This is a genomic window from Flavobacterium sp. WC2421, assembly GCF_040822115.1.
GTDB lineage: Bacteria > Bacteroidota > Bacteroidia > Flavobacteriales > Flavobacteriaceae > Flavobacterium.
This window is the reverse complement of the sequence record NZ_CP162004.1, coordinates 311,250-324,346: the sequence shown is the minus strand read 5'-3', so window position 1 is coordinate 324,346 and position 13,097 is coordinate 311,250. Positions and strand designations below refer to the sequence as shown.

Annotated in this window: 15 protein-coding genes; 7 read left to right on the top strand and 8 right to left on the bottom strand. The window is 32.4% G+C overall.

Annotated features, from left to right (window positions below; genetic code table 11):
* The 8 genes from murI to AB3G33_RS01460 form a co-directional block, all read right to left on the bottom strand.
* Positions 1-777, bottom strand: a complete 777-nt coding sequence (murI, locus tag AB3G33_RS01495) for a glutamate racemase (RefSeq protein WP_367772115.1) — start codon at positions 775-777, stop codon at positions 1-3.
* 115 nt (positions 778-892) lie between these two features.
* Positions 893-1,393 carry an OmpH family outer membrane protein gene (locus AB3G33_RS01490; protein WP_367755302.1) on the bottom strand — a complete coding sequence of 167 codons (501 nt, stop codon included), beginning with the start codon at positions 1,391-1,393 and terminating at the stop codon, positions 893-895.
* 25 nt (positions 1,394-1,418) lie between these two features.
* Positions 1,419-2,426, bottom strand: a complete 1,008-nt coding sequence (locus tag AB3G33_RS01485) for an OmpH family outer membrane protein (RefSeq protein WP_367772113.1) — start codon at positions 2,424-2,426, stop codon at positions 1,419-1,421.
* 35 nt (positions 2,427-2,461) lie between these two features.
* A complete protein-coding gene (locus AB3G33_RS01480) occupies positions 2,462-5,191 on the bottom strand; it encodes an outer membrane protein assembly factor (RefSeq protein ID WP_367772111.1) in 2,730 nt (909 codons plus the stop codon).
* Complete coding sequence (locus AB3G33_RS01475) at positions 5,124-5,864, bottom strand: isoprenyl transferase (RefSeq protein WP_367772109.1); 741 nt, start codon at positions 5,862-5,864, stop codon at positions 5,124-5,126. The genes AB3G33_RS01480 and AB3G33_RS01475 overlap by 68 nt, the downstream gene beginning before the upstream one ends.
* 5 nt (positions 5,865-5,869) lie before the next feature.
* Entirely contained in the window at positions 5,870-6,553 is a 684-nt protein-coding gene (locus AB3G33_RS01470; RefSeq protein ID WP_367772107.1) for a DUF6089 family protein, read from the bottom strand.
* A 167-nt stretch (positions 6,554-6,720) separates the two neighbouring features.
* Positions 6,721-7,605, bottom strand: coding sequence for an NAD kinase (locus tag AB3G33_RS01465; protein WP_367755293.1), 885 nt, complete (start codon positions 7,603-7,605; stop codon positions 6,721-6,723).
* A 56-nt stretch (positions 7,606-7,661) separates the two neighbouring features.
* Positions 7,662-8,318: a CBS domain-containing protein gene (locus AB3G33_RS01460; RefSeq protein WP_367772105.1), complete on the bottom strand. Its 657-nt coding sequence runs from the start codon at positions 8,316-8,318 to the stop codon at positions 7,662-7,664.
* 115 nt (positions 8,319-8,433) lie between these two features.
* On the opposite strand from AB3G33_RS01460, the gene AB3G33_RS01455 reads away from it, so the two are divergent.
* The 7 genes from AB3G33_RS01455 (at position 8,434) to AB3G33_RS01425 (ending at position 13,091) form a co-directional block, all read left to right on the top strand.
* Positions 8,434-9,147: a pyridoxine 5'-phosphate synthase gene (locus tag AB3G33_RS01455; RefSeq protein ID WP_367772103.1), complete on the top strand. Its 714-nt coding sequence runs from the start codon at positions 8,434-8,436 to the stop codon at positions 9,145-9,147.
* Between the two features lie 139 nt (positions 9,148-9,286).
* Positions 9,287-10,054, top strand: a complete 768-nt coding sequence (locus AB3G33_RS01450; protein ID WP_367772101.1) for an alpha/beta fold hydrolase — start codon at positions 9,287-9,289, stop codon at positions 10,052-10,054.
* Between the two features lie 40 nt (positions 10,055-10,094).
* The gene (locus tag AB3G33_RS01445) at positions 10,095-10,439 is read left to right on the top strand and encodes a phage holin family protein (protein WP_367755285.1); all 345 of its coding nucleotides are present in this window, start codon (positions 10,095-10,097) and stop codon (positions 10,437-10,439) included.
* 98 nt (positions 10,440-10,537) lie between these two features.
* A complete protein-coding gene (locus AB3G33_RS01440) occupies positions 10,538-10,906 on the top strand; it encodes a hypothetical protein (protein ID WP_367772099.1) in 369 nt (122 codons plus the stop codon).
* A 150-nt stretch (positions 10,907-11,056) separates the two neighbouring features.
* Positions 11,057-11,908 carry a DUF3347 domain-containing protein gene (locus AB3G33_RS01435; protein ID WP_367772097.1) on the top strand — a complete coding sequence of 284 codons (852 nt, stop codon included), beginning with the start codon at positions 11,057-11,059 and terminating at the stop codon, positions 11,906-11,908.
* A gap of 15 nt (positions 11,909-11,923) precedes the next feature.
* Complete coding sequence (locus AB3G33_RS01430) at positions 11,924-12,619, top strand: DUF3347 domain-containing protein (RefSeq protein WP_367772095.1); 696 nt, start codon at positions 11,924-11,926, stop codon at positions 12,617-12,619.
* A gap of 1 nt (position 12,620) precedes the next feature.
* Entirely contained in the window at positions 12,621-13,091 is a 471-nt protein-coding gene (locus AB3G33_RS01425) for a heme-binding domain-containing protein (protein WP_367772093.1), read from the top strand.
* The last annotated feature ends 6 nt before the right edge of the window (positions 13,092-13,097 follow it).

Sequence of the window (13,097 nt, the reverse complement as noted above, 5' to 3'; positions counted from 1 at the left end):
CTAAAAATCTCTTTCTATAACTTCATATTTGTTTTCTAAAATTTCTTTTAAGACTTTAGGATTAGTATTCGTATAGAAAACGGGGTTGCTATTTTCTTCTGTGGAAAAACCAATTTTATTATTTAATATATTTTTAGTTTGTTTGGCCACAGCTTCACCTGAATCTATTATTTGAATATTATCTGGTAGAATCTTTCTTATTTGTGGAATTAGGTAGGGATAGTGGCTACAGCCTAATACAAGGTAATCGATGTCAGCCTCAATCATAGGTTGCAAATAGGAGTGAAGTAACTCGCTCATTTCAGGTGAGTTTATTTCACCGTTTTCAATGAGCTGTACTAATCCGTGACCTACTTGTTCTATTATTTTTGTGTTTTGAAATTTTTGTGTTGTATTGTAGAACAGTTCACTGATTAATGTACCTTGAGTGGCCAAAATGCCAATTGTTTGTGTTTTGGAATTAGTAGCCGCCGGTTTTATTGCAGGTTCAATACCAATAAAAGGGATGTTGTATTTTGCTCTTAATTCTTTAATTGCATTTGTGGTAGCTGTATTACAGGCAACAACAATCAATTTACAACCCATTTCAAGTAATAGATCTGTATTTTTCATACTCAGAGCTATGATTTCTTGTTTTGACTTTTGTCCGTAAGGAGCATTTTTACTGTCAGCTAAATAAATGGTTTTTTCATTAGGGAGTAAATGGTGAATCTCTCTCCATATTGAAGTTCCTCCTATGCCTGAATCAAAAATTCCTATGGGTTGATTGTTATTCATTAAAACAAAGTTAAGTGCTCTACATTAAATATCCTAAAAAATAGTGCTACAAAAAAACCGCTCATTTCCTGTGTTAGGATGAGCGGTTTTTTAAAATATTATGATTTGTATTCTACTAGAAACCTAAATCTTTTTTTACATCTGCAGTTAAGTTTGGACCGTCAGCAAGTAAAAGTGTAGAACCATCAAGAACATATTGGAAACCTTTTGCTTTTCCAACTTTTTCAATTGATGCTCTTACTTTTTCCATTAATGGTTTTACTATATCTGATTCTTTTTGTTGCAATTCTTTTTGAGCGTTATCTCTAAAGTCAACAATTCTTTTTTGCATGTCTTGTACTTCTTTAGAACGGTCGCCGTTTATAGCGTCAGTAACAGTTGCAGATTCAGCTTCGTATTTTTTTAATTTTGCTTGGTACTCTTCAACCATTTTTTTGTAATCTGCATCGTAAGTAGTACTTAATTTTTCAAGTTGTTTTTGAGCATCTAACATAGCTGGCATTTTTGCCATGATTTCACTTACATCAACATGTGCTGTTTTTGCTTGTGCAGTAATAGTTTGATTTGCTCCAAGAATAAATAGTGCAGCAATTAATAAAGTTTTAATCTGTTTCATCGTTTTTAAAATATTAAGTAATTAATTATTGTTTTAGTTTAATTTGTTCTTCTCTTGATTTTTTTATGGAATCCCTCACTTGGAGTATTCGTATTCTTCTGTCCTCTACTGCTTTTTTACGGTCTTCAATTACTTTTTTACGTTCTTCTAATTTTTGAGCGTTAGCGTCGATTTGTTTTTGTTTAGCTTCTTCGGCTTTTGTCTTAGCACTTTCTTTTTCAGAATCGTTATTTACCGAAGTAGTAGCTTCTGTTTTTGTAGAGGCAGAAACCGTGCCATTTTTTTTAGCTTCTCTGTCAGCTATTATTTTTTGTCTTCTTTCTTCAAAATCTTTTTTCTTTTGTTCTTGGGCAAGTTTTCTTTCTTCAATAATTTTATCCCTTGCTATTTTCTTTTCTTCTAATGCTTTCTGTCTTTCGGCTAATACTGGATTTTCATCAGCAGCATCTTCTTTATTGTCTTTAGCTTCTTCAGCAGCAAGTTGCTTTTTTGTTAGTTGCTCTCTTTTTTCAGATCGGTTTATTACTCGCAACACTTGGTCGCTTATGTCAAACCTTTTTGCAGCAAAAAGCATAGTTAAATCCGAAGATTTGTCAAAAATAAAATCATATTTTTTTACTTCTGCAATATCTTGTACTGCGGTAAAAACTTGATCTTGGATTGGCTTTGTTAATACGGATTTTTGAATCATCAAATCTCCATTAGGACCAAATCTTTTTTGTTGGTAATCTAACATTTCTGTTTCAAGAAACTTAATTTCTGTTTCTCTTTCTCCTATTAATTCTTTTGTTAATAAAGCTTTTTCAGCACTTAATGCATACTTTATTTTACTTATTTCAATTTTTTTGGCCTCAATTTCTTGCTTCCATTTTTGTGCTTTTTGTTCTAATTGTACAGTAGCTTCTGTGTAATTGGGTACATTCTGTAAAATGTATTCCATATCAATGTAGCCAACTTTTGTTCCTCTGGTTTGCGAATGAATCGTATGTGCTACAGTCATCGCTAAAAATAAAAATAAAAATTGTTTTCTCATAGCTTCATGGTATTAGAAAATCATATGCCAATCTATTAAAATTGTTGTCCAATAATGAAATGGGTTTCCCATCCATTAGCTTTTGTCTGTCCAGGTAACGCGTCAAAACCATTACCGAAATCAATACCCAATAAACCAAATGCAGGCATGAATACACGTAACCCAACTCCCGCTGATCTGTTTAAAGCAAAAGGATTGTAGCTCTTGAAATCAGCATAGGATGAACCTGCTTCTAAAAAGGCTAATGCATATATAGAAGCTGATGATTTTAAAGTTATTGGATAACGTAGTTCCATAGAGAATTTATTGTACACTGTTGCACCAATTTGTTCTCCAGCACTATTTATAGGAGTCAATGAGTTATTAGGATATCCTCTCAACTGTATTGTCTCTCTACCATCCATTGAATAGTTGGCTAATCCATCACCTCCAACATAGAATCTTTCAAAAGGAATTACACCTCTATCTTGATTGTATGCACCTAGGAATCCAAACTCAGTCAATGTTCGTAATACTAATTTACCATAAACTTTGGTATACCAGTCTGCTTTGAACTTTATTTTGTAATATTCTAACCAATTAAATTTCTTTTGATCCACTAATGCTGGGTCTGCGGCAGCATCTTTATAATTGAATACTTTGTTTCCCGCAGCATCGATATAGTCACCAATATTAACAGTATTTCCATTAGCATCGACTTGATTAGATCTGTCAGTAGTGTTTTTTAATTTATATTCTTCTTTATCTCCTAAAGTGGCATAGTCTATACCATTAAGTAAAGAGTAAGGAAGTGAAAATTTTCCTGTTAAGCTAAATTCTGAACCATAAGTTGGGAAAATAGGGTTAACTCCTTTATTACTTCTGGATATACCAACTGTATATGCTAAGTTTCTCGAAGCTCCATTTCCAAATGTAAATAATCCAGTGTTGTAATTATGTAAATCATAATGTTGGTAACTTAATGATTGTGATAATACAAAATAATCATCTGGTACGGTTAATCTTTTTGCCAATCCTACTGATAATGTTAAGATATTAAAACTTTTACTTTTATCAACTCTTTGAGTAATGTAATTGTTTAAAAATTGCTTACTGTATGAGATAGATGAGCTAAACTGTACAGGTTTCTTTTGTCCAAACCATGGTTCAGAAAAGGATACGCTATAGGTTTGAAAATAAGTACTTCCTTGTAATCGTAAGGATACTTTTTGTCCATCACCCATCGGTAAAGGTTTGTAAGCTTCTTTGTTGAGTAAGTTTCTTGCTGAAAAGTTATTAAAGGACAAACCTAATGTACCTATGAATCCACCTCCACCGTAACCTCCTTGAAGTTCAATTTGGCTAGATCCTTTTTCAACTAGATTGTATTCAATATCTACTGTACCTGCTGCTGCATCTACATTTTTGAATTTAGGATCGATTGCTTCAGGATCAAAAAATCCTAATTGACCAATTTCACGAATTGTTCTTACTAATAGTTCTTTACTGTATTTTTCTCCTGGTTTCGTTCTGAGTTCTCTATAAATTACACGGTCATTCGTTTTGTCGTTTCCTACCACTGTTATGTGATTAAAATAAGCCAAAGGTCCTTCAGTAACTCTAATTTCGAAGTCAATCGTGTCATTTGCAGTTTTTACTTCAACCGCATTTATATTCGAGAATAAATATCCGTTATTTTGATATAAATTGGTAATATCTTCACCATCTGGTTTTGATTTATCTGCAATTCTCTTTTCTAGAAGTACACCATTATACGTTTCTCCTTTTTTCACTCCTATTATTCTGTTTAAATATTGATCAGAATAAACGGTGTTTCCTAAAAACTTAATATTTCCAAAGTAATATTTATTTCCTTCTTCTACATTTATTTTAATAGATAAGGCATTTTTATCTTTATCAAATGCAACAGTGTCTGATAGGATTCTTGCGTCTCTATATCCTTTTTCTTTGTAAGCTGCTATAACCTTTTCTAAATCGGCTTTGTATTTTTCTTTTATGAACTTTGAGGCTTTTAATATGCGTATTGGATTTTTTTGTTTTGTATCTTTCATTGCTTTGCGTAAAGCCTTGTCAGATATTTTTTCATTACCAATAAAGTCAATTTTACTAATTTTAACTTTATCACCTTTGTCGATATTAACCACCATATTAACTTGGTTAATGGTAGTTGTATCTTTAATTATATTAATATTAACTTTAGTATTAAAATAACCGTCTTTTTTGTATTTATTCTCGATGTAGTTTCTAGTAGTTGTTATTAAATTTTCATTTACAACTTTACTTTTTGTTAGTCCGTTATCTTTAATTAAGGCTTCCGTTTTGTTTTTCTTGATACCAACAAACTTAACTTGTCCTAATTTGGGTAATTCTTTAATGTCTAAATCTAAGTAAATACTATCATTTTCAACTCTATTGATATAGAATGAAATTTCGTCAAATAGACCCAGTTTCCCTAATTTTTTTATAGCTGCGCTTATTTCTTCTCCAGGAATAGTGATTTCTTGTCCTTTTTGAAGTCCGGCAAATGTTACAACAGTTTGTTTGTTGAAGCTAATGTTATTTGTAACAGCTACGTCTGCTAAAATGTATTTTTTACCTTGATCAAAGGGAACTCTGTCTTGCGCTTTAATTTGTGAAAAACTTCCCAATAATAGTAGGGTAAGGACTGCTTTTATACTTTTATTCAACACTAAAAAATTATTTAATTTGTTCACTTGTTTTTCCAAATCTACGTTCTCTTTTTTGATAACTAATAATAGCCTCATATAAATTCTGTTCTTTAAAGTCTGGCCACAATACATCAGTAAAATACAATTCAGCATAGGCTATTTGCCACAACAGAAAATTACTTATCCTATGTTCTCCACTTGTTCTTATTAATAAATCTACATCAGGTAAATTTTGCGTGTAAAGATGCTCATTTATAATTGAATCGTCAATAGAGTCTATTGAAATTATATTATTTTTAACTTTATTACTGATGTTTTTTACTGCATTTACAATTTCCTCTCTTGAACCATAACTCAATGCTAGTGTTAGGGTCATTCGGGTATTGTTTTTGGTTTTTTCAATAACATCAAGGAGCTCTTTTTGCGCTGATGCTGGCATTTTTTCTAAATTACCAATGGTGTTCAGTCTGATATTATTTTCTTGGAGCGTTGTCAGTTCTTTTTTTAATGATTTGATGAGTATCTTCATTAAAGTGTCTACTTCCAGTTTGGGTCTATTCCAATTTTCTGTAGAAAAGGCATACAAAGTAAGGTTTTGGATCCCTAATTTGGCACAAGTTTTAATAATGATTTTAACGGATTTGGTTCCACTTTCATGACCAAAAGCGCGTAATAACCCCTGTTGCTTAGCCCAACGCCCATTACCGTCCATAATAATGGCCAAGTGCTCTGGTAATTTATTTTTATCTATACTGTCTAGTAAATCCATTTTTTTTAGTCTGCACAATAACAAGGTTTGTTTCCAAAAGTATACGTTAAAGTAATACCTGAAAAAACATACCAATCATTATTATTTATATTTCCAAATTGTAATGTTTTCAAACTTTCATTCTTTGGATTGCTCCCATCAAGATTGTCCGTAAGTGTGTAACGTGCTCCTACTTCTAACGCTAATATTAAACGCGGAGTAATATTCGATTTTACTCCTAGAACCATAGGTATAGCAAATGTATTCTCTGCTTGATCTTTTCTTGTTTCTCCTGATATAATGTACAACTCGTCATACCTAAAATAACTAATTCCTGAATATACATAAGGAGTAGTTTTTCTATCTAATTCATGCAGGTTAAAATCAAAAAAATTGAATTCAAGGCCTAAAGATACTTCTTTTATATTATTTTCAAAACGATAGCCTCTTTGGCTTCTGCCTGGTTCTTTTGAATCAAGGTCATTTGAGGTTATTTTTGATTGTGTATAAGAGAAACGATAGGCGTGTCTCGGACTTTTATTCCACTTATAAAGTAGTCCAAAAGCAGGCTCATGTGGAGCTATATAAGTAGTGGGGCCAACGTCTCCAATATAGTTGCTTCCACCTAGAAAAACTCCAACTTCATGTATCTGAGAGTGCATGGCTATACTCAAGAATAAGCATATAAATAAGCTGAAGATTTTAGTCATTTTAATTTAAAATTGCGTGCAAATATAATAATTATCAATAGGAATCAATATTCATTGTGTTAAATGTCATAATTATTTCATTTATGACCGCCCAATTGATATGAATTGAAGTTGTTAAAGCAAAACGAAAAAAAATGATAAAATCGTATAGCGCAGTAATAAAAAAATTAATTTCTTTTGTCTTCTCCCCAAAGTAGTTTTGTGCGAAGTGTTTTAAGAAACGTTTCGTCGGGGATTTCCACCATGTTTATTTGGAAAGGGGTTTTCTTAATTGTCAATATAGATTCGTTTCCTACAGAAGTAATTCGGGAATCCAGTGAAACTAAATAATTTTCTTCTCGACCGGAAACTTTTAGTTTAATTTCAGTCTCATCAGGAATGACAAGTGGTCTTGCATTAAGATTATGGGGAGCTATTGGGGTAATAACTAAGCTTTTTACATCGGGAGTCAGTATAGGGCCACCACAGCTTAAGGAGTAACCTGTAGATCCTGTAGGGGTTGATATAATTAATCCGTCAGCCCAGTATGAGTTTAAAATCTCGCCATTTAAAAAGGTGTCAATTGTAATCATGGATGTGGTGTCCTTGCGACTTACCGAAACTTCGTTCATTGCAAAGTTAATATCCTGAAGTGCTTCGTTAGGCGGGTCACAGGTTAAACTTAATAAGGTTCGTTTAGAAATAGTATATTTTTTATCAATCACAATTTGTAAAAATTCATGAATGTTTTCTTTTTGAACAGTGGCAAGAAAACCCAATCGACCTGCATTTATTCCTAAGATCGGCACACCAGAATCACGAACTAAAGTGGCTGCTCTCAAAATAGTTCCATCGCCACCAATGCTTACCAACAGATCAAAAGTAGCGTCAAGCTCTGCATGGGAAGAAAAGGTATTGTAATCTTTTTGAATAATTTTTTTTTCATATAACATGTCCAAAAAATTAGCTTCAATGACCAATTCTACGTTGTTTTGATTAAAAAAAACAAAAATATCTCTTATGATTGGTTCTGTACTGTTTTGATAATATTGACCGTAAATGGCTACTTTCATTTCTTTATTTAATCGTTTGTTTGGAATTTTTAATCTAATAATTACCTCAACTATTTTTATATATTAAGGTATTTATCTAAATAGTCTGAGCGCTCTTTCAAGTTGTTTATATAATCATCCTCATGATGCTCAGATGTAATTTCGTAATTGTATCTTCTAAAAGTTTGAATAATCTCGTTGATGGCGCCTAAACTTATTTTCATAGTGACTTCAATGGTGTCGATATCAGCTTCAGAGATGAATAATCCTAAAAGTTTACCATTATTGCTTTCCACAATTTGAGTGATTTGACTCATGGAATAATCAAGAATTCCTTTTTTTACCTTTATAATTCGTCCTTGCTCTTTCAAGAAGGGAGTTTGGTGAAAAAAGCTCATGATGTCATCTATTTCATAATAGCCTACATAGGTATTGTTTTCGTCTAAAACTGGAATCAAATTAGAATGGTTTTTCGCAAAAACTTCTAAAACTTCAAGCCATAAAGAGTCTGTTTTAGTAAAAAACCCTTCAAGAGTATATCTGTAGTCAATTACTTTTTTATCATTTTCAAAAGTTTCTAAGTCTTCAGATGCAATGCTTCCTATATATATCCCTTCTTCCACAACTGGAAAATGAGAAAAGTTCAAATCATCAAAAAAATCTTTAACAGTCTCGATGGTATCTTGACTGTCAATGGCTTTAAAATCAGTGGTTATGTAGTTTGTAATTTCCATCTTAAATAAATCCTCAATTTTTATGCAAAATAATCAAAAAAAGGCAAAAACTCCTACCTTTTACTTTGTATTTTTGCTTCTATTAAACAGTTATTTATAATCAAAAAGTATTCCAATGACAAAGTTAAGTGTAAATATCAACAAAATAGCTACTTTACGTAATGCTCGTGGTGGAAATGTTCCTGACTTATTGAAGGTAGCCACCGATATTCAAAAATTTGGAGCTGAGGGAATCACCATTCACCCTCGTCCTGATGAACGCCACATTCGCTATCAAGATGCTCGCGATTTGAAAGCCATTGTTTACACCGAATATAATATAGAAGGAAATCCACTACATAATTTTATCGATTTGGTTTTAGAGTGTAAACCGGACCAAGTTACTTTAGTTCCTGATGCTATTGGAGCCATTACATCGTCTGCGGGTTGGGATACCATAAAAAATCAATCGTATTTGACCGAAATGATTCAAGAATTTCAACGCAACGGAATCAGGACTTCCATCTTTGTAGATCCAGTTTTGGATATTATTGAAGGGGCAAAAAAAACTGGAACGGATAGAATCGAATTATATACCGAAGCTTTTGCGCACCAATATAGTTTGGGGAATCAAAACGGAATTGATCCGTATGTAAAATCAGCAGTTTTAGCTAACGAACTAGGTTTAGGAATCAACGCAGGACATGATTTGAGTCTGGACAACATTCAGTTTTTTAAACAAAATATCCCTGGATTATTAGAAGTTTCCATTGGGCATGCACTAATTTCGGAGGCTTTATATTTAGGACTAGAGAATGTGGTCAATATGTATTTACAAAAATTAAAATAAAATAATTGGGGCGTGACCCGCCAAAAAAGGCGGGTCGGGCTATACGCTACAATCTTTTTATTATTCCGCTATCGCTCCATATAAAAAAGGATTTCCGCTACTATCCCTCACGCAAACCCAGAATAAAAAGAACAAACAAATGCTGTATTCAAAAATAGAAGGCGAAGGAAAGCCACTTTTAATTCTTCACGGATTTTTAGGAATGTCTGACAATTGGAAAACACTTGGAACACAATTTGCTTCAGATGGTTTTCAAGTTCATATGTTAGACCTTCGCAACCATGGTCGAAGTTTACAATCAGAGGAATTTAGTTATGAATTTATGGTGCAGGATGTTGTTGAATATTGTCAAGGCCATAATTTAAATTCTATAGATATAATAGGACATTCTATGGGTGGTAAAGTTGCAATGCTGTTGGCAACTAGTTATCCAGAATTGATTGATAAATTAATCGTAGCCGATATTGGGCCTAAATTTTATCCGCAACACCACCAAACTATTTTAGCAGGATTGAATGCAGTAGACTTTGCTAACAAACCAAGTCGTTCAGATGTTGAAGCAACCCTATCAGAATATATAACGGATTTTGGTACAAGGCAGTTTTTGCTAAAGAGTTTGTATTGGCAAGAGCCAGGTCAATTGGCCTTTCGATTCAACCTATCCGTTTTTAATGAAAAAATGGAGGAAATAGGAGTGGCACTTCCAGAAAATGCAATTTTTAATAAGCCTACACTTTTTATCCGTGGTGGAAACTCTAATTATATTTTGGACAGTGATTTTGAAGCGATAAAAAAACATTTTCCGGATTTAAAAATTGAAACAATCCCTAATGCAGGTCATTGGCTTCATGCCGAAAATCCAAAAATGTTTCATGAATTGGTAATTTCTTTTTTAGAAATAAATTGATTCATTTAAAAATTTAGTACTTTTAATTAAAATAAAAAACATGAAATTACTTTTTAGAATTCTTATAACATCTGTTTTAGTACTTTTACTTTCGCATTTTATGACTGGTGTTCATGTCGCAGGTTTTACTACTGCATTGATTGTAGCGGTAGTTCTTGGATTGCTAAATATTTTTGTAAAGCCTATCTTGGTCATTTTGACATTGCCTATTACCTTTATAACTTTAGGTTTGTTCTTATTAGTAATTAATGCGTTAATCATTTTATTATGTGATAATATAGTAGGTGGATTTAGTGTTGATTCCTTTTTTACAGCCTTGTTATTTAGTATTATACTTTCTGTTTCTCAGTCACTTATGTATTCGATATTAGGGGAAACTAAATAAAACAGTAAGAAAAAAGTGAATTAGTAAAGTTGTTTTAACAATTATTTAGTGGTTATCTAAATATAGATTTACTAATTTTGTTCCTTATTACAATAAAAATGAAAAAAATCCACATCATACTAATCGTTTTGCTTGGCGTCTTCTTGATGCCAACTTCAACTTTTGCATGTGGTAATCATTCAGAAAAAAGTTCTTGTTCTAAAGAAATGTCTTCAAAAACAGGAATGAAAGATTGTTGCAGCACGAATTCTCATTCAAAAAGCAAAAATCACAATGGTTGTAATGGAAAATGTGGACATGCTATGTGTAGCGTTTCATCATTTAATATAGGGGTAGTTTCTTCTATTCCATTAGAGGTTCAAGACAATGTCTTTAATTTTTCTACCAAAAAACAAAAATTTTACCAATCCGCATCTTTTACTTCTGCGGGCTATTCTTCTATCTGGCTTATTCCTAAAATAGGCTAAATTCTTTTTTTGACAGCCAATCGTGTGTCAAATTCAAAGCTCATATTGCTTTAATCAATTATTTATGGTCATTACAATTGGACAAATTATAGTTTAATTACTATCGTTTGGATATTGATTTGCCCTATTCAACTTCAAATTATTTATACAATGAAATCACTAAACAAATCAGTGATGGCAATAACATTATTGCTATCAGTCGCATTTACTAATGCGCAAATTAAAAATGCCAAAACCGAAACGGTAAAGATTTTTGGTAACTGTGGAATGTGCGAAACTACCATAGAAAAAGCAGGCAGTCTTAATAAACTAGCCAGTGTAGACTGGGATAAAGACACCAAAATGGCCGCGATTACCTATGACAGCGCTAAAACCAATCCAGATGAAATTCTAAAACGAATTGCATTGGCAGGTTATGATAGTGAAAAATTCCTTGCGCCAACGGATGCATTCAATACACTTCCAGGATGTTGTCAATATGAAAGAGAGGCTAAAGTTGCTGAAAAAATGGAAATGTCTTCAATGAATACAATGGGTGGGCATGATAATCATTCGGATGTCAGTGTTACGACAAAAGAACAAGTGAATCAGTTAAAGTTAGTTTTTGATGATTATTTTTTACTAAAAGATGCCTTAGTTAAAACAGATGCTTCAGTGGCTTCAATGAAAGCAAAAGAATTATTGACAGCTATTGCTACCGTAAAAATGGAAGATTTAAAAATGGAAGAGCACATGGCTTGGATGAAGGTTTATAAAGAGCTGGGTTCAGATGTTAAAAGTATTTCTGAAACACAAGATATTAAAATTCAGAGAGATTTTTTTAAATCGGTTTCAAAAAACATGTATGAGTTGATGAAAGTATCAAAAACAGACACACCAACATATTATCAATATTGTCCGATGGTAAAAGCAAATTGGTTAAGCAAAGAAAACGAAGTTAAAAATCCATATTACGGTTCAAAAATGATGAGTTGTGGTAAAACAGTTGAAACTATTAAATAATTTAAAAACAAAAAAATGAAAAACGTATTCAAATTAAGCATCATCCTTTTAGTATTGGCTTTTGCTTCATGTAAGGACAATAAAACAGAAACTAAAAGTGAAGTAAATTCAGAGAAGACTGCAGATAATCAATTGTATTCCTGCCCGATGCATCCAAAAGTGACAGGAGCCAAAGGCGAGGCTTGTTCTGTTTGCGGAATGTCATTGTCAGAGCCAGTTGTTGAAGCTAAACCAGTTGTTGAAGCGGTGAAAGAGGTGGAAATTATTAAAAGTAACTCTTCATTTTCAATTGACCCTATTTTAGATAATTATTTGAAATTAAAAAATGCATTGACAAAAGACGACTCTAAAGGGGCAGCCGAAGCAGGAAAAGAATTGTATGCTACTTTAAAAAATTCGAACTCAGATAAAATTGAAGCTAATATTAAAAAAACCTATGCAGATATCACTGATGATGCCAAAGAACATGCCGAACATATTGGTGATAATGCAGGTAAAATTGACCACCAAAGAGAGCATTTTGCCATGTTAAGCAAGGATGTAAATGATTTGATTAAAATCTTTGGAACAGATAAAAAAATATATAAAGATTATTGCCCAATGTATGATCAAGGGAAAAGTGGCTATTGGATTAGTGAGGTTAAGGATATTAAGAATCCCTATTATGGATCCGAAATGCTAACCTGCGGTGGAATTACTAAAGAATGGTAAAATGAAGAAAGTTTTCAAAAAAATAGCCGCAATTGCATTTATTGTTTTTTTGTTGATGCAATTGTATCAACCTGTTCGTACGATTGATTATGTACCGGTTCCAGCTTTGGATTTTATGAATGCTTATGCAGTTCCAACAAAAGTGGAAACTATTTTGAAAACTTCTTGTTATGACTGCCACAGTAATACTACAAATTACCCTTGGTATTCAAATATTCAGCCTGCAAGAATGTTGATGGATAGTCATATAAAAGAAGGCAAGGAAAATTTGAATTTTAGTGAGTGGGGGAATTATTCTCTTAGAAAACAAGGAAACAAATTAAATGAAATTAGTAAACAAATAAAGAAGGGTGAAATGCCTTTGACGTCTTACACACTAATTCATAGAAACGCAATCCTTACTTCAGTTCAAAAAGAAGAAGTAGTTCAATGGATCGATAAAGTGAAAGATAGTCTTTCTCAAAAAAAATAAGTTGTT

Bases quoted from the DNA above. Each gene is read 5' to 3' on its own strand.
- murI (WP_367772115.1), bottom strand. From the start codon at position 777: ATGAATAACAATCAACCCATAGGAATTTTTGATTCAGGCATAGGAGGA.
- AB3G33_RS01490 (WP_367755302.1), bottom strand. From the start codon at position 1,393: ATGAAACAGATTAAAACTTTATTAATTGCTGCACTATTTATTCTTGGA.
- AB3G33_RS01485 (WP_367772113.1), bottom strand. From the start codon at position 2,426: ATGAGAAAACAATTTTTATTTTTATTTTTAGCGATGACTGTAGCACAT.
- AB3G33_RS01480 (WP_367772111.1), bottom strand. From the start codon at position 5,191: ATGAGGCTATTATTAGTTATCAAAAAAGAGAACGTAGATTTGGAAAAA.
- AB3G33_RS01475 (WP_367772109.1), bottom strand. From the start codon at position 5,864: ATGGATTTACTAGACAGTATAGATAAAAATAAATTACCAGAGCACTTG.
- AB3G33_RS01470 (WP_367772107.1), bottom strand. From the start codon at position 6,553: ATGACTAAAATCTTCAGCTTATTTATATGCTTATTCTTGAGTATAGCC.
- AB3G33_RS01465 (WP_367755293.1), bottom strand. From the start codon at position 7,605: ATGAAAGTAGCCATTTACGGTCAATATTATCAAAACAGTACAGAACCA.
- AB3G33_RS01460 (WP_367772105.1), bottom strand. From the start codon at position 8,318: ATGGAAATTACAAACTACATAACCACTGATTTTAAAGCCATTGACAGT.
- AB3G33_RS01455 (WP_367772103.1), top strand. From the start codon at position 8,434: ATGACAAAGTTAAGTGTAAATATCAACAAAATAGCTACTTTACGTAAT.
- AB3G33_RS01450 (WP_367772101.1), top strand. From the start codon at position 9,287: ATGCTGTATTCAAAAATAGAAGGCGAAGGAAAGCCACTTTTAATTCTT.
- AB3G33_RS01445 (WP_367755285.1), top strand. From the start codon at position 10,095: ATGAAATTACTTTTTAGAATTCTTATAACATCTGTTTTAGTACTTTTA.
- AB3G33_RS01440 (WP_367772099.1), top strand. From the start codon at position 10,538: ATGAAAAAAATCCACATCATACTAATCGTTTTGCTTGGCGTCTTCTTG.
- AB3G33_RS01435 (WP_367772097.1), top strand. From the start codon at position 11,057: ATGAAATCACTAAACAAATCAGTGATGGCAATAACATTATTGCTATCA.
- AB3G33_RS01430 (WP_367772095.1), top strand. From the start codon at position 11,924: ATGAAAAACGTATTCAAATTAAGCATCATCCTTTTAGTATTGGCTTTT.
- AB3G33_RS01425 (WP_367772093.1), top strand. From the start codon at position 12,621: ATGAAGAAAGTTTTCAAAAAAATAGCCGCAATTGCATTTATTGTTTTT.